Genomic DNA, 16037 nt, shown 5'->3' on the forward strand with positions numbered 1-16037 from the left:
CCTGCTCAGAGCAGTTCCGACCAGCCCGCCAACGCCTCTACAGTGGCCGGAAGGTCGGCCATCCGGCTGACGACGGTTTCCGCGCCCGCTTCGGTCAGCTTGTCGGCGTGACCGGGATAACTGTGCGAGCCGCCGGTAAAACCGACGACGCGCATGCCGGCGGCGGTTGCCGCATGTATGCCGTGCACCGAATCCTCGATCACCAGCACATTGCCCGGTTTCGCATCAAACTGCCTGGCGCCATGAAGAAACACGTCCGGCGCAGGCTTGGTGCGGCCTTCGCCCACATCCTTGGCCGAATAGACATGGTCGCCGAACAGCCGGTCGAGTCCGGTTCGCGCCAGCATCGCCTTCAGCCGGTGCGAGGATGAGTTCGAGCAGATGCAGCGCTGGCCGCCAATCCGTGCGATCGCCTGTGCAGCACCGTCAATGGCCCGCACTTCCGCACCGAGTTTCTTGTCGAGCAGCGTTTCCGAGGCGTCGAGAAGCGTTGCCGAGAACGGAATGCTGGCTTCCCGTTCGACCTCGAACAGGATGTCCTTCCAGGTCAGGCCGGCAAAGCGCTCGGCCAGTTCCTCGGCGCTGATCGGGTATCCCGCGTCGGTCAGCAGTTTCGATTCCACCTGCGCCGCGATGATTTCGCTGTCGACCAGCACGCCGTCGCAATCAAAGATGATGAGGTCGAAACCGGCCATGGAAGTGTTCCTGTCCTTGGGAAAATCGGGGAGGGGGGAAGCGCCACCGCACCTACAGCATGCCAGGATCACAGGCAAGTGAAGGATGACTTTGAGCGGTTCGGAGTTGGACAGGAGGCTTTGCCCAGCTGGGTTTCCTGAAGAGGGCGGGCAGCGACCGGCCAGCGTGCGGATTGGCGCGAAAACAAGCTCGGTCTGGCTCAGACGGAGTATCGAAAGCGCTGTTTTTGCTGGAGGCATCGCACCAAGCTGGAACGGTGCTCCGGTCATTCACCAGATGTTTACCCTGTTCGGTAACCATAAGGCTCAGTTGTTGCGTAAGTGTACTGTGAGTTTCAAATGGCCCGACCTGTCTCGCTTTCCGGAATTTCCGCCGTCAATGCCACGCGCCAGTCCTGGCTCGACACCATCATCAAGGGTGATTGTGTTGCAGCGCTCGAAGCGCTTCCTGAAAACTCGGTCGATGTCATTTTTGCCGACCCACCCTACAATCTGCAGCTCGGTGGTGACCTTGCCCGCCCGGACCAGTCGATGGTCGATGCGGTCAATGATCACTGGGACCAGTTCGAGAGTTTTGCCGCCTATGATGCCTTCACCCGCGCCTGGCTGCTTGCCTGCCGCCGGGTATTGAAGCCCAACGGCACAATTTGGGTGATCGGCTCGTACCACAACATCTTCCGCGTCGGCACGCAGCTTCAGGACCTCGGCTTCTGGCTTTTGAACGACGTAGTCTGGCGCAAGACCAACCCGATGCCCAATTTCCGCGGCCGCCGCTTCCAGAACGCGCACGAGACCATGATCTGGGCCTCGCGCGACCAGAACGCCAAGAGCTACACCTTCAACTACGAAGCCATGAAGGCTGCCAATGACGACGTGCAGATGCGCTCGGACTGGCTGTTCCCTATCTGCACTGGCGCCGAACGCCTCAAGGGTGAGGACGGCAAGAAGGTGCACCCGACCCAGAAGCCCGAAGCGCTTCTCGCCCGCGTGCTCATGGCCTCGTCCAAGCCCGGCGATGTCGTGCTTGATCCGTTCTTCGGCTCCGGTACCACCGGCGCCGTTGCCCGCCGCCTTGGCCGCCATTTCGTCGGCATCGAGCGCGAGCAGGATTACATCGACGCCGCCCGCGCCCGCATCGACGCGGTCGAGCCGCTCGGCAAGAACGAACTCACGGTGATGACTGGAAAACGCGCCGAGCCGCGTGTCGCCTTCAACGTGCTGATCGAGGCCGGCCACATCAAGCCCGGCGACGTGCTTCACGACGCCAAGCGCAAGCACCAGGCCATTGTCCGCGCCGACGGCACGCTGGCAGCGGGCGGTCAGGCCGGCTCGATCCACAAGGTCGGGGCGCTGGTGCAGGGCTTCGACGCCTGCAACGGCTGGACCTTCTGGCATGTGGAAACGCCGGACGGTCTCAAGCTGATTGACGATTTCCGCGCCGCGATCCGCAAGGAGATGGCGCGGGCCGGGTAACCTCCGGCAACGGAATCCGGCGGGTGCCAAGTACCTTCAGTCACCGCCGGGGCATGCAGCGCCCGGGATGTGTCGCACATCCCGGGCGCTCGTTTTTCATTAGCGTCGCATTTCACAAAGCCCCGGGCGATGACTGGCAACGGCTTCAGATCACGTTCAGCGCCCTGAGGTCTTCGCGCAGTTTCTCCGCGCCGGTGAAATGCACGGCCTGCCAGCCTGCCGCGATCGCGCCCTCGACATTCTTCTCGCTGTCGTCAATGAACAGGCAGCCGGCCGGGTCGAGGTCGAAGCTCGCCACGTGGGTGTCGTAGATCTCGCGGTCGGGCTTGATCACGCCGATCTCGCCGGACACGGTGACGCCGCGTGGCACCTTCAGGAACGGAAACCGGTCCTGGGCTTCCTTGAACGTATCGGCGGCGAAATTGGTCAGCATCGTCACATCGTGCCCCTGCTGAACCAGGTCGAGCATGATGTCGACACTGTCGTCATAGGCGTGGCTGACCATCTCGTGCCAGTGAACACGGAATGCGCGGATAAGCTCTGCCATCTCGGGGAAACGGTCAATGAGCAGCGCCTCGGCCTCGGTCCAGCTGCGGCCGCGGTCCTGTTCGAGGTTCCATTCATGGGTGCAGACGGTCTCGAAGAACGCGCTGCGCTCCGCCGCGTCGGGGATCAGCCGGCTGTAGGGAATGTTCGGATCGTAATGGATCAGCACCTTGCCGATATCGAACACGATGTGGCTGACTGGCCGCTCCACCGATTGGTTTGTCTCGCTCATGACTTGCCTTTTCTGAACAATGCGGGGTAGGCGGCGCCAAGCGCCTTTTTCATCACCGTGGGCAGCGCTTCGCCGGGCAGCGAATCGCTGTCACTCCACCAGCCTTCATGGTCGGGGATGGCGGTGACAACCGCATGAAAAACCTCAAGCCGCAATTCAAAATGTGTAAACACATGTGAAATGACGCCCTTGCTGCGCCATTCGGCCTGAAAAGGTGCCGACTTCGCCCCGGTCTCCCCGTCGGCGCGCACGGTCCAGTTGGTGGTCGGCAGCCCGGTCATCCCGCCGAGCAGGCCCTTGTCCGGGCGCTTGACCAAGAGCACCGCGCCATCGCCGCGTTCGGCCACGAAGGCGGCGCCAAGCCGGACCGGTTTGGCCTTCTTCGGAAGCTTGACCGGAAATTGCTCCTGCCGTCCGGACTTCCGCGCCTGGCAGTCCCCGGTCAGCGGGCACAGCGCGCAGGCCGGGCGCCGGGGCGTGCAGATCGTGGCGCCGAGATCCATCAGAGCCTGTGCGAAGTCGCCGGGCCGGTCGGCCGGTGTCGCCGCGGCAACAAATGTGCGGATTTCACTCTTGGCCGAGGGCAGCGGCGTTTCGAACTCGAACAGCCGGGTGAACACCCGCTCGATATTGCCGTCGACCACGGCAGCCGGCCGGTCGAACGCGATCGCGGCGATCGCTGCCGCCGTATAGGGGCCGACGCCGGGCAGCGTCAGCAATCCTTCCTCGGTATCCGGAAACCGGCCGCCATGATCTTCGGCCACCACATCTGCACAGCGTTTCAGGTTGCGGGCGCGGGAATAGTAGCCGAGACCGGCCCAGGCCTTCATCACGTCTTCCGTTTCCGCCGCTGCCAGATCTTCCACGGTCGGCCATCGAGTGACGAAAGCGGCAAAATAGGGTTTGACCGCCTGAACCGTGGTTTGCTGCAGCATGATTTCCGAGAGCCACACCCGGTAAGGATCGGCCACCACGCCATGCGCGCGCTCATCCGGGCTGATCCGCCAGGGCAGCACCCGGGCGTGCCGGTCATACCAGGCAAGCAGCGGCGATGCGGTGCCGGGCACGGTCTTGGAGGGCTTTGCGGATGACATTGAACTCGTGCGGCGGTAGGAATAGGAGGTGCACCCGGAGATAGTGCGCTTCCGGGCGAACACAATACCGGATCATGCCGCCTCGGGCCGCGCGGCGCAATCGGCCATCACGGGTTTTCCCGTCATCGGTCCGGTGCCGCATCCGCCGATAGCCAGAACCAGGGAGAACCGACTGTTGGCAAAGCCGTTCACCCGCAAGGGCAGCATTCAGATCGCCGAGATCGCCAACGGCCTGATCGATCCGATCCTGGCCAGGCGCGCCGGCATCAACACGCTGCTGCTGGGGTCATGGGACGAGATTGCCGGAGAGCAGTTCGCCGGCTGTTCGAGACCTGAGCGCATCCGCTGGCCGCGCCAGGACGGACCGGACGAGACCGGTGGTGGTTTCGCCCCGGGTGTGCTGACCGTTGCATGCGAGGGCGCGCGCGCCCTGTTTCTCATGCACCAGGAGGCCGAGCTGATCTCGCGGGTCAACAGCTTCTTCGGGTTTCAGGCGATCTCGCAGGTCCGGATCATCCAGAAGGCAATCCATGTACCGACCCGCAAGCCAAAGGCGCGGCCGCTGGATCAGGCGGAAAAGTCGCGGCTTGCCTCAATGCTTGGCGAGATCGAGGATCCGAAGCTGCGCCAGGCGCTTGAGCGGCTTGGGACCGGTGTCATCGGACGCGCGCCAAAGCAACGGCGGTGAGACCCGCGCTTGAGCGCGGGTCACGGATCACGCGTGCGTGAACATGTTGCACTTGTTTGGCCACATTTCACGTTATAGGACTTGAGACAACAGTGGCGCCTTGTCTGGATGGGCTTGGCGCCGGACGTTTGCAGGACCTGATGACCGTCTTGTGGGCGTTTATAGCCATAATTTCCAGAGAATGGGTGACCTGCATGTTCCGACTGACCTCCCGACTGACCGCTGCCGCCGGCGTTTCGCTGCTTGCCCTGACCCTTACGGCCTGCTCGGATTCCTCGGATCAGACACCGCAGGCCTCCACCGACACGCCGGCCGCCGCTGTTTCGACCGAAACCGCCGCGGCAGGCGTTTCGCCGCAAACCACGGCCTCGATCGCCCAGGCGGCCGAAGCGCCCCCGGCTGACGGCGAGGTTGATATCGCCAAGCTGATGGAACCCGGCCCGCTCAAGGAAATGACATTGGGCGATGAAAACGCTCCCGTCACCATCGTCGAATACATGTCGATGACCTGCCCGCATTGTGCCGATTTCCATACTGAAAACTTCAAGCCCCTGGTCGAGAAATACGTCGACACCGGCAAGGTCCGCTTCGTCCTGCGCGAGTTCCCGTTCGATCCGCGCGCTGCGGCAGCCATCATGCTGGCCCGTTGTGCCCCTGAAAACCAGTTTTTCCCCATGGTCGACGTGCTGTTCAAGCAGCAACGCAACTGGGCAACCGCGTCTGATGGCCGCGAAGCACTGCTGCAAATCGCCCGTTTGGCGGGTTTTACACAGGAGTCCTTTGAAGCTTGCTTGACGAACCAGAAACTTCTGGACGATGTGAATGCTGTAAGAACCAAGGCTGGAAACGAATTCGGGGTGCAGTCCACGCCAACGTTCTTCATCAATGGCAAGCGGTACCCGGGGAATATGTCGGTTGACATCATGTCGGCGATCATCGACCCGCTGCTCTGAGCGGGCACTATGCAGCAATCCCTTGCGAATGGACCGCAAGGGAAGCTTTGTCGCGTCGTTGATCCGCCCTGACCGGGAGATCCGGTCATGAAGTTCACCAAGCTGCGTGTCCTGGGCTTCAAGTCCTTCGTCGAACCGACCGAGTTCGTCATCGAGCGCGGCCTGACCGGAGTGGTCGGGCCCAATGGCTGCGGCAAGTCCAATCTTGTCGAGGCGATGCGCTGGGTGATGGGCGAGAACTCCTACAAGAACATGCGCGCCTCGGGCATGGACGACGTGATCTTTTCGGGGTCCGGCAATCGTCCGGCCCGCAACACCGCGGAAGTTGGTCTCTATCTCGACAACTCCGACCGTACCGCGCCCGCCGCCTTCAACAATTCCGACGAAATCCAGGTTACGCGGCGCATCGAGCGCGAATCCGGTTCGGTCTACCGCATCAACGGCAAGGAAGCCCGTGCCAAGGACGTGCAGCTTCTGTTTGCCGATGCCTCCACCGGCGCCCGTTCGCCCTCGATGGTCGGTCAGGGCCGTATCGGCGAACTGATCCAGGCCAAGCCGCAGGCACGCAGGCAACTGCTTGAAGAAGCTGCCGGCATTTCCGGCCTGCATTCGCGCCGCCATGAGGCCGAACTGAGGCTGCGCGCCGCCGAGACCAATCTCGAGCGTCTCGATGACGTCACCTCCGAGCTTGAATCCCAGGTTGAAAGCCTCAAGCGCCAGGCCCGTCAGGCCAACCGCTTCAAGATCCTCTCGGCCGAAGTGCGGCAGGCCGAAGCGACGCTGCTGCACCTGAGGTGGTCGCTGGCCAAGGGCCAGGAGGGGGAGGCCGAAAGCGCGCTCGCCCAGGCCACGTCGCAAGTCGCGGAACTGGCCCAGGCGCAGATGGAGGCTGCCAAGAACCAGGCCATCGCCGCACACAAATTGCCAGATTTGCGTGATGCCGAGGCGGCAGCCGCTGCCGCCCTGCAACGCCTGCAGATTGCCCGCACCCAGATCGATGAGGAAGCCGAGCGCATCACCCGCCGCCGCGAGGAACTCGACCGCCGTATGACGCAGCTCAAGGCTGACATCGAACGCGAAGAACGCCTGATCGCCGACAATGCCGGGGTCATGCAGCGGCTCTCCGAGGAAGAAGCCGAACTCAAGACGGCGCTGGAAGGCAGTGGTGAGCGATCTGCGGCCCTGAAGGCAGCCTTCGACGCAGCCCAGGCAAAGCTCACTGAGAGCGAAACCTCGCTTGGTGTGGTCACCGCCGAACGCGCTGAAGCCGCCGCCGAACGCACCCAGCTCGAGCGGCTGATCCGCGAAGCGGGCGAACGCAAGGCCCGGCTTGACCGGCAGATCGCCAGCCAGGATGCCGATCTTGCCGGGATCGCCGAACGTATCGCCGGCCTTCCCGATCCCGCCGCCAAGCGCCGCGACAGCGAGAGTGCCGAGAAGGCTCTCGTCGACGCCGAAAAGGCGCTGGCCGGGATCGAAACGGCACTCGAGGCCGCGCGCGAAACTGAGGCCGCCGCGCGCCAGCCTGTCACCGAGGCCAAGGCCCGGCTCAATGCCATCGAGACCGAGGCCAAGACCATTGCCCGCATGCTCAATGTCGGCCAGGGGGCGGACCTGTTTCCGCCAGTGGTCGAGCAGATCAAGGTCGACCGCGGCTACGAGACCGCACTTGGCGCGGCTCTTGGCGACGATCTCGACCTGCCGCTCGATCCCGCGGCTCCGGCCCATTGGGCCAGGATGCAGCCGGCCGCTTCAGATGCGCCGCTGCCTGATGGCGTCACGCCGCTGTCGACCCATGTACGGGCGCCCGAAGAACTCGCCCGCCGCCTCGCCCATATCGGGCTGGTTGCCGATGCCGACCACGGCAAGGCCCTGCACGCATCACTCAAGCCCGGCCAGCGGCTGGTCACCCGCGATGGCGCTGTCTTCCGCTGGGACGGCTATGTCGCCTCCGCCGATGCGCCGACGCCGGCAGCACTCAGGCTCGAGCAGAAGAACCGTCTGGCCGAGCTCAACGAGGAAGCTGTCGAGGCGACCAAAACTTTGCGCCAGGTCGAAGAAGTGCTCACGCAAAGTGAGGCCGCGGTCGTCGCCCGGGTCAACGAAAGCCGTGCCGCGCGCGATCTGATCCGTGACGCCAGCAAGAATGTCAGCCGCGCCCGCGATGAGCTTGCGAGTGCCGAACGGGCATCGGGCGAACTCTCCAACCGCCGCGCGGTGCTGAGCGAGTCCCGTGCCCAGGTCGGCGCGCAACTGTCCGAGACGGTGGAGGCGCTGGAGCAGGCCCAGCTTTCGCTCAAAGCCTGTCCCGACCTTGCCGGACTTGATGCCGCGCTGACCCAGATCAACGCCCAGGTCGCCACCGATCGCGGCGGTCTTGCCGAGGCCCGTGCCGCCCATGAAGGGCTGGAACGGGAAAATGCCGCCCGCGCCCGCAGGCTCGAGGCGATCGCTTCCGAACGGGCCAACTGGCTTGAGCGCGCCGCGAACGCGGAAAACCATCTCGCGGCACTGGCCGCCCGCTCGATGGAAGCTGCAGCCGAAGTCGCCGGTATTGCCGACGCACCCGAGGAAATCGCTGCCCGCAGGCGTCAGCTGATGCATCAGCTCACCGAAGCCGACAAGCGCCGTCAGGACGCCGCCGATACGCTGGCGCTCGCCGAAACCAAGTCACGCGAGGCCGACAAACTCGCCACCGAGGCGATCGGCGCGCTGTCGCAGGGTCGCGAGGGACGCGGTCGCGCCGAGGAACGGCTGATGGCCGCCAGGGAACGGCGCGAGGAGGGTGAGGCCCGCATTCGCGAGGCGCTCAATTGCGAACCTCACCTCGCTCTGCGCCAGACCGGGCTTGCTGCCGACGCACCGATGCCCGATCCGGCTCAGGTCGAGCGCAATCTCGAGCGCCTCAAGATCGAGCGTGAACGGCTTGGGGCGGTCAACCTGCGCGCCGAGGAAGAGCAGACAGAACTCTCCGAGCGCCTCGATCTGATCATCACCGAGCGTGAGGACATCATCGACGCGATCAAGAAGCTGCGCGCCGGAATCCAGAGCCTCAACAAGGAAGGCCGCGACCGTCTGCTGGTGGCCTTCGACATCGTCAACGCCCAGTTCCAGCGGCTGTTCACCCACCTCTTTGGCGGCGGTACGGCGGAGCTGCAATTGATCGAATCCGATGATCCGCTCGAGGCCGGGCTCGAAATCCTCGCCCGGCCGCCCGGCAAGAAGCCGCAAACCATGACGCTGCTCTCGGGCGGTGAACAGGCACTCACGGCGATGGCGCTGATCTTTGCGGTGTTCCTGACCAATCCGGCGCCAATCTGCGTGCTCGATGAGGTCGACGCACCGCTCGACGACCACAATGTCGAGCGCTACTGCAACCTCATGGACGAAATGGCGGCCTCCACCGAGACCCGCTTCGTCATCATCACCCACAACCCGATCACCATGGCCCGCATGAACCGCCTGTTCGGCGTCACCATGGCCGAGCAGGGGGTGAGCCAGCTGGTCTCGGTTGATTTGCAGACCGCGGAGCAGCTGCGCGACGCAGGTTGATCAGGGAAACCTTGTCAGCGCAGCTTTGCGGAGCATTGTTCTCGATCGCCACAGATCAAATCGCCAAGCGTAAGCAGATTGACCGCCTTCTCCTCAATGTCGATACTTCGCGTTGCCGGCCCACGGGCATTTCTGCCCTGAAGAGCCGTGTCGGGGGAGTTTGATGTCTGTCATTTTCTGGTTGCTGATTGGTCTGCTTGCGCTGCTTGCGCTCGGCTGGCTCTGGACACAAAAGCTGGCGGCTGACGCCGAAAGGGCTGTTCCTCCGGCGGGGCAGCGCATGCCGGTAGCGGGCGGCATGATCCACTACACCGACCAGGGCCCACGAGATGGCCAGCCAGTGGTGCTGATCCACGGCCTTGCCGGCAACATGCACAATTTCAGCTATGCTCTGGCTGATCGGCTTGCTGGCGGTTTCAGGGTGATCACCATCGACCGCCCCGGCTCGGGATACTCGACCCGCGATCGCGACGAACTGGCGGAACTGCCGGCCCAGGCAGCAATGATCGGCGAATTCCTCGACAAGCTCGGCGTCGACAAGCCGGTCCTGGTCGGCCACTCGCTCGGCGGTGCGCTGTCGCTGGCAATGGCGCTCGACCGCGGCGACAGGATCGGCGCGCTGGCCTTGCTGAGCCCGCTCACCGCGGTCATGCCCGGACCTCCGGCGGTGTTCAAGTCTCTGGCGATCCGGTCGGTGGCCTTACGCAGGCTGATCGGAAACACGCTCGCTGCTCCCATCACCAGACTGACAAGCGAAAGGGTCGTGTCTCAGGTCTTTGCGCCGGAAAAGGCACCTGCGGATTTTCTCGTCAGGGGAGGCGGCATTCTCGGCATGCGGCCTTCAGCCTTCATCGGCGCCTCGACCGATCTGCAGGGTGTAACCCTGTCGATGCCCGCCCAGGTCGGGCGGTATGCGGCCGAACTGAAGGTCCCCGGCGGCATTCTGTTCGGATCGGAGGACGCCTTGCTCTCGTCGGAGCAGCATGGACGGCCAATGCAGGCCCATGGGCTGCAGTTCGAGGAGTTGCCGGGGCTCGGCCACATGATCCTCGTCACCGCACCCGAGGCCTGCGCCGATTTCATCAGGCGCATGGCCGCCCTGGCTCGTTAGTTTGGCGCCGGCATGCCGCCGGACCAGACGCGTTACAACGATGAAATCAGGGCCTCGACGACCCGGTCTTGGGTATCATCCTCGAGATAGGGGTGCATCGGCAGGCTGAGGACGCAACCCGACAGCATGTCGGTGACGGGCAGTTCGCCGCCGGCTACTCCGTGGTGGCTGTAGGCATCCTGGCGGTGCAGCGGCTTGGCGTAGTAGACCGCGCTCGGCACACCCTTGTCCTTCATCCGTGCCTGGATTGCGGCGCGGTCGGCTGCCTCGGGCAGCTTGACGGTGTATTGTGCCCAGACAGACTGCAGCCCTTCCGGAACCACAGGCGTTGCGACATGGCCTGAAAGCAGCGATGTATAGCGTGCCGCGATGCGGTTCCGGGCTTCGATTTCATCGTCGAAAATAGCGAGCTTCTCGATCAGGATCGCCGCCTGCACGGTGTCGATCCTGCCGGTCATGCCGATGCGCACATTGTCGTACTGGTTGGCGCCCTTGCCGTGAAACAGGATCGAACGCAGCGTCTCGGCAAGTTCGGCGTCATCGGTGAAGACCGCGCCGCCATCGCCATAGGCGCCCAGCGGCTTGGCCGGGAAGAAACTGGTGGCGGTCGCCATCGCCAGCGTGCCGACACGGCGGTTGTGATAGCGCGCGCCATAGGATTGTGCGCCGTCGCCAAGCACCCAGAGCCCCTCGCGCGCTGCGATCTTCGACACCGCGTCATAATCGGCGGGAACACCGAACAGGTCGACCGGGATCACGCCCACCGGCGCATGGCCCGCAGCCCTGGCGCTTGCAATCGCGGTTTCGAGCGAAGCGGGGTCCATGTTGAAGGTTTCCGCGTCGACATCGACGAACCAGATATGGGCGCCGAGCCAAGCCACCACTTCAGCGGTGGCGACAAAGGTGAAGGCCGGGCAGAAGATCGCCTGGCCGGGCCGCACGTTCTTGGCCATCAGCACCATTGCCAGCGCATCGGTGCCCGAGGAGCAGGCAACGGAATGCGCCGCGCCGCAGTGGGCCGACAGCTTTGCCTCGAACTCGGCGACTTCCGGTCCCATGATGTATTGTCCATGGTCGAAAACCCGCGCGACGGCCGCGTCCACTCGGTCACGGATACGGGCCTGCTGGGCGGCAAGGTCGACAAAACGAACGGGTTCCGGGCTGCTGGATGTCATGAGGCGGTGAGTCCTTGGCGAAACAGGCTGGGTTGGTTCCGGGCACTGGCGGAAGTGCCGGGCGGGCTTTCAGTTCCTGTTACTTCTCCACGACGGCAGGGTCCATAACAAAGAGGCCTCTGCGGCATTCTGGACCGCGCTGTCCCCATCACTTTGCGTTGCCTTTGGTGACGGGCCGTGACACCGGCCTTTATGTCCGGGCACGTGTAACGGGCCCTGATCGCTGGCTGGCCGGGTAAATCGGTGGATGCCGGAGGGCGCGTTTGTGGCCGCGGCACCTGGCTGTCTTGATTCTCCGAAACAGGGGCTGCCGGGCCCAACCGCCTGAAAAGTCAGCACATGCGCGTTTTTTCGCATTGGTTTCAACATGTAACCTGTTTCAATCGATATAGAGGGAACTTGCTGCCAAGGGCGGGGTTGACCTGGCAACCGCGCACCGCATAAGCCTTGCGCCGAGGCCGGTCACGGGCAGTCTTGCTGACGGGCGACGTGGAGAATAAGCACATGACCAAATGGGTCTACACTTTTGGCGACGGGCAGGCCGAAGGATCGGCGGCTGATCGCAATCTTCTGGGCGGCAAGGGCGCCAACCTTGCCGAAATGTGCAATCTCGGGCTGCCGGTTCCTCCGGGCCTGACGATTACCACCGATGCTTGCGTCTGGTACTATGACAATGGCCGCAAGATGCCCGACGGACTTGAAGCTGCCGTCACGGATGCGCTGGTCAATGTCGGCAAGATAGCCGGCCGCGCCTTTGGCGATCCTGAAAAGCCGTTGCTGCTCTCGGTCCGCTCCGGCGCCCGTGCCTCGATGCCGGGCATGATGGACACTGTGCTCAACCTTGGCCTCAACGATGAAACGGTTCTTGCCGTGGCGCGCGATTCCGGCGACGAGCGTTTCGCCTTCGACAGCTACCGCCGCTTCATCCAGATGTATGCCGACGTGGTCATGGGGCTCGACCACGAAGTCTTCGAGGAAATTCTCGAGGACGAGAAGGCCCGCCTCGGCCATGAACTCGACACCGATGTCAGTGCCGACGAATGGCGCGTGATCATCGCCCGCTACATGGCGACCATCGAGGAAGAACTCGGCATTCCCTTTCCGCAAGACCCGCACCAGCAGCTCTGGGGCGCGATCGGCGCCGTCTTTGCCAGCTGGATGAACGCCCGCGCCATCACCTACCGGCAACTGCACGACATCCCGGCTTCATGGGGCACCGCCGTCAATGTCCAGGCCATGGTGTTCGGCAATCTTGGCGACCAGTCCGCCACCGGCGTGGCGTTTACCCGCAATCCCTCGACTGGCGCGAAGGAGCTCTACGGCGAGTTTCTCGTCAACGCCCAGGGCGAGGACGTGGTTGCAGGCATCCGCACCCCGCAATCGATCACCGAGGCCGCGCGGATCGAGGCGGGCTCCGACCGGCCTTCGCTCGAAAAGCTGATGCCCGGAGCCTTTGCCGAGTTCCTCGCCATCTGCGACCGGCTTGAAAACCATTACCGCGACATGCAGGATCTGGAATTCACCATCCAGGCCGGCAAGCTGTGGATGCTGCAGACGCGCTCCGGCAAGCGCACGGCCAAGGCGGCACTCAAAATTGCCGTCGACATGGCTGGCGAAGGTCTGATTTCCCGCGAGGAAGCGGTCATGCGCATTGACCCGGCTTCGCTTGACCAGCTGCTGCATCCGACCATCGATCCGCATGCGGCGCGCGACATCATTGGCTCCGGACTTCCGGCCTCGCCCGGTGCCGCCACAGGGGAGATCGTGTTTACCTCCGAGGAAGCCGTCGAAGCCGCCAAGGCTGGCCGCAAGGTCATCCTGGTGCGGGTGGAAACCAGCCCCGAGGACATTCACGGCATGCATGCCGCCGAGGGGATTCTCACCTCGCGCGGCGGCATGACCAGCCACGCAGCCGTTGTCGCCCGCGGCATGGGCACGCCTTGCGTCTCCGGCGCCGGGGGCCTGCGCATCGATGCGCGCAACGGCACGCTGGTCTCACTCGGTGCAACGCTCAAGGCCGGCGATGTCATCACGCTTGACGGCTCCACCGGCCAGGTGCTCAAGGGCGCAGTCGCCATGCTGCAGCCGGAACTTTCCGGCGATTTCGGCCTGATCATGGAATGGGCCGACGCCACGAGGCGCATGAAGGTGCGCACCAACGCCGAAACCCCTGCCGATGCCCGCGCCGCGCGCTCCTTTGGCGCCGAAGGCATCGGCCTGTGCCGCACCGAGCACATGTTCTTTGACGGCGACCGCATCACCGCCATGCGCGAGATGATCCTTGCCGGCTCCGAGGGTGGCCGCCGCACGGCGCTGGCCAAGCTGCTGCCGATGCAGCGCTCGGACTTCATCGAACTGTTCGAGATCATGAAGGGCCTGCCGGTCACAATCCGCCTGCTCGATCCGCCGCTGCACGAGTTCCTGCCCAAGACCGAGGAAGAAATCGCCGAAGTCGCCGGCGTGATCGGGGTCTCGGTGGAAAAGCTCAGCCAGCGCGTTGACGAGCTGCACGAATTCAACCCGATGCTCGGCCATCGCGGCTGCCGGCTGGCGGTCTCCTACCCCGAGATTGCCGAGATGCAGGCCCGCGCGATCTTCGAGGCAGCCGTCGAGGCGGCGAAATCGACCGGCGCGCCGGTCGTGCCGGAAATCATGGTGCCGCTCGTCGGCCTTCGCGAGGAACTCGATTTCGTCAAGGCGCGGATCGATGCTGTCGCCCGCGAAGTCATCGGCGAGGCGGGTGTCGATATCGCCTATCTCGTCGGGACCATGATCGAGCTGCCGCGCGCCGCCATTCGCGCCCATGCGATTGCGGAAGTGGCCGAGTTCTTCTCCTTCGGCACCAACGACCTGACCCAGACCACTTTCGGCATTTCGCGCGACGATGCCTCCTCCTTCCTGATGACCTATCAGCAGAAGGGAATCATCGAGCAGGATCCCTTCGTCACGCTCGACATCGACGGCGTCGGCGAACTGGTCCGCATCGCGTCCGACAAGGGCAGGGCGACCCGGCCCGACATCAAGCTCGGCATCTGCGGCGAACACGGCGGCGACCCGGCCTCGGTCAGGTTTTGCGAACAGATTGGCCTCGACTATGTCAGCTGTTCGCCGTTCCGCGTGCCGATTGCACGGCTTGCGGCGGCCCAGGCGGCTATCGAGAAAACCCGCACGGCCTGACACCCGATGCCTGAACCTCTGGAGAGGGGAAAGGCGAGGGTAAATCTCTGTCGGAGATTCCGGTTCCAAGAATCAGGGATTTCAGAGAACAGAAAACCAATCATGGCATCCGGGCTGTAAGTCCGGACCCTCTCAACGGTCTCGATGGATTGTATTTTGCAGATACATTTCATGGAGACTGAAGCAATGGACCTCGTCCCTCTGATCGACCTTATCGGCGAGCCGCAGACCGCGCTCGTGGGCGGCCTCGTGCTCGGGCTGGCTTTCGGCGTCTTCGCCCAGCGCAGCCGCTATTGCACCCGCTCGGCTGTTCTCTCCGCAATGGGCGACAGCGATCTCAAGCCGTTCGCCACCTGGGTGGCCGGTTTTGCCGCCGCAATCCTCGCGGTGCAGGCTTTGCTTGGCGCCGACATGATCGACGTGTCGGAAACCCGGTTCTTCTCCACCGCCCAGAGCCTGTCCGGAGCGATCATTGGCGGCCTGCTGTTTGGCACAGGCATGGTGCTGGCGCGCGGCTGCGTGTCACGCCTCTTGGTGCTCGGCGCGTCGGGCAACCTGCGCGGCGTCTTTTCCATCGCCGTCATCGCCGTGACCGCCCTTGCGACCTACAGCGGCGTGCTGGTGCCGCTGCGCGATGGCATCGGCGGGATTTGGAACACCGCTGCCATCGGCGGCAATGACCTGCTTGTCCACGCTGGCCTCGAACGCTGGGCGGGTATTGCGCTTGGCGCGGTTCTGGCGCTGGTCGCACTCGGCTTTGCGGTCAAGGCGCGCCTGTCGGTCTGGCGGCTCTCCGGCGGCATCATGATCGGCCTCACGGTCGCTGCCGGCTGGTACTTCACCTGGCAGCTTTCCACCCAGGTCTTCGAGCCGATCCAGGCTGAAAGCCTGTCCTTCATCCGCCCGCTCGCCACCACCGGCGAACTGGCGCTTGCGAGCGGCTTTGCCGGGCTTGATCAGGGTGTCCTCATCGGCGCGATCCTCGGCGCCTTCGTCGCGGCTTTGCTCTCGGGCGAGTTCCGCATCTCGACCTTCTCCGAGCCTGGCACGCCGCCGGTCTGGCGCTATGCCGCCGGTTCGGTGCTGATGGGCTTCGGCGGCATTCTCGCTGTCGGCTGCACCATCGGCGCCGGTCTCACCGGCGGTTCGGTGCTGGCGGTCTCCTCGCTTCTCGGCCTGGCATCGATGATGGCCGGTGCCGCGCTCACACAATTGCTGCTGCGCTCGCTTTCCCGCGAACAGCCTGCCTCTGCCGCAGTCGCTCCGGCAGAGTAGTCAAAACCGTCTCTGCCCCGGGCTCAATGCAAATGCCGCGGCAGGGCGGAACCTCTGCAGGCTCGC

11 protein-coding genes are annotated in these 16037 nt (G+C 64.1%); 7 read left to right on the forward strand and 4 right to left on the reverse strand.

Translation table 11 applies throughout. The features are described from left to right. Nucleotides 1–5: 5 nt before the first annotated feature. A complete protein-coding gene (locus GTW23_RS15775) occupies nt 6–695 on the reverse strand; it encodes an HAD family hydrolase (protein WP_252916453.1) in 690 nt (229 codons plus the stop codon). A 339-nt stretch (nt 696–1034) separates the two neighbouring features. Between GTW23_RS15775 and GTW23_RS15780 the strand changes: the two genes are divergently transcribed. Continuing rightward, nucleotides 1035–2168, forward strand: coding sequence for a site-specific DNA-methyltransferase (locus tag GTW23_RS15780; RefSeq protein ID WP_252916454.1), 1134 nt, complete (start codon nt 1035–1037; stop codon nt 2166–2168). A gap of 145 nt (nt 2169–2313) precedes the next feature. On the opposite strand, the gene GTW23_RS15785 is transcribed toward GTW23_RS15780, so the two are convergent. Continuing rightward, nucleotides 2314–2946 (reverse strand): HAD family hydrolase, encoded by a 633-nt coding sequence (locus GTW23_RS15785; RefSeq protein ID WP_252916455.1) that lies wholly within the window; start codon nt 2944–2946, stop codon nt 2314–2316. Beyond that, nucleotides 2943–4040: an A/G-specific adenine glycosylase gene (gene mutY, locus GTW23_RS15790; protein WP_252916456.1), complete on the reverse strand. Its 1098-nt coding sequence runs from the start codon at nt 4038–4040 to the stop codon at nt 2943–2945. The genes GTW23_RS15785 and mutY overlap by 4 nt, the downstream gene beginning before the upstream one ends. Nucleotides 4041–4215: 175 nt before the next feature. On the opposite strand from mutY, the gene GTW23_RS15795 reads away from it, so the two are divergent. The 4 genes from GTW23_RS15795 (at nt 4216) to GTW23_RS15810 (ending at nt 10344) form a co-directional block, all read left to right on the forward strand. Further along, nucleotides 4216–4728, forward strand: coding sequence for a DUF721 domain-containing protein (locus tag GTW23_RS15795; RefSeq protein ID WP_252916457.1), 513 nt, complete (start codon nt 4216–4218; stop codon nt 4726–4728). 194 nt (nt 4729–4922) lie between these two features. Continuing rightward, complete coding sequence (locus GTW23_RS15800; protein WP_252916458.1) at nt 4923–5681, forward strand: thioredoxin domain-containing protein; 759 nt, start codon at nt 4923–4925, stop codon at nt 5679–5681. Between the two features lie 87 nt (nt 5682–5768). Then, nucleotides 5769–9233, forward strand: a complete 3465-nt coding sequence (gene smc, locus GTW23_RS15805) for a chromosome segregation protein SMC (protein ID WP_252916459.1) — start codon at nt 5769–5771, stop codon at nt 9231–9233. A gap of 163 nt (nt 9234–9396) precedes the next feature. Continuing rightward, the gene (locus GTW23_RS15810; protein WP_252916460.1) at nt 9397–10344 is read left to right on the forward strand and encodes an alpha/beta hydrolase; all 948 of its coding nucleotides are present in this window, start codon (nt 9397–9399) and stop codon (nt 10342–10344) included. A gap of 32 nt (nt 10345–10376) precedes the next feature. Here GTW23_RS15810 and GTW23_RS15815 read toward each other — a convergent pair whose 3' ends face one another. Beyond that, complete coding sequence (locus GTW23_RS15815) at nt 10377–11519, reverse strand: DegT/DnrJ/EryC1/StrS family aminotransferase (protein WP_252916461.1); 1143 nt, start codon at nt 11517–11519, stop codon at nt 10377–10379. 504 nt (nt 11520–12023) lie between these two features. Between GTW23_RS15815 and ppdK the strand changes: the two genes are divergently transcribed. Together ppdK and GTW23_RS15825 are read left to right on the forward strand one after the other, a co-directional pair. After that, on the forward strand, nt 12024–14696 hold the full coding sequence (ppdK, locus tag GTW23_RS15820; protein ID WP_252916462.1) for a pyruvate, phosphate dikinase: 2673 nt from the start codon (nt 12024–12026) through the stop codon (nt 14694–14696). Nucleotides 14697–14882: 186 nt separating this feature from the next. Then, a complete protein-coding gene (locus GTW23_RS15825) occupies nt 14883–15971 on the forward strand; it encodes a YeeE/YedE family protein (RefSeq protein ID WP_152009578.1) in 1089 nt (362 codons plus the stop codon). The last annotated feature ends 66 nt before the right edge of the window (nt 15972–16037 follow it).

Source organism: Parahoeflea alexandrii (genome assembly GCF_024105735.1).
GTDB lineage: Bacteria > Pseudomonadota > Alphaproteobacteria > Rhizobiales > Rhizobiaceae > Hoeflea > Hoeflea alexandrii.

Bases quoted from the DNA above. Each gene is read 5' to 3' on its own strand.
- mutY (WP_252916456.1), bottom strand. From the start codon at position 4,040: ATGTCATCCGCAAAGCCCTCCAAGACCGTGCCCGGCACCGCATCGCCG.
- GTW23_RS15825 (WP_152009578.1), top strand. From the start codon at position 14,883: ATGGACCTCGTCCCTCTGATCGACCTTATCGGCGAGCCGCAGACCGCG.
- GTW23_RS15780 (WP_252916454.1), top strand. From the start codon at position 1,035: ATGGCCCGACCTGTCTCGCTTTCCGGAATTTCCGCCGTCAATGCCACG.
- GTW23_RS15785 (WP_252916455.1), bottom strand. From the start codon at position 2,946: ATGAGCGAGACAAACCAATCGGTGGAGCGGCCAGTCAGCCACATCGTG.
- ppdK (WP_252916462.1), top strand. From the start codon at position 12,024: ATGACCAAATGGGTCTACACTTTTGGCGACGGGCAGGCCGAAGGATCG.
- GTW23_RS15800 (WP_252916458.1), top strand. From the start codon at position 4,923: ATGTTCCGACTGACCTCCCGACTGACCGCTGCCGCCGGCGTTTCGCTG.
- GTW23_RS15775 (WP_252916453.1), bottom strand. From the start codon at position 695: ATGGCCGGTTTCGACCTCATCATCTTTGATTGCGACGGCGTGCTGGTC.
- GTW23_RS15815 (WP_252916461.1), bottom strand. From the start codon at position 11,519: ATGACATCCAGCAGCCCGGAACCCGTTCGTTTTGTCGACCTTGCCGCC.
- GTW23_RS15810 (WP_252916460.1), top strand. From the start codon at position 9,397: ATGTCTGTCATTTTCTGGTTGCTGATTGGTCTGCTTGCGCTGCTTGCG.
- smc (WP_252916459.1), top strand. From the start codon at position 5,769: ATGAAGTTCACCAAGCTGCGTGTCCTGGGCTTCAAGTCCTTCGTCGAA.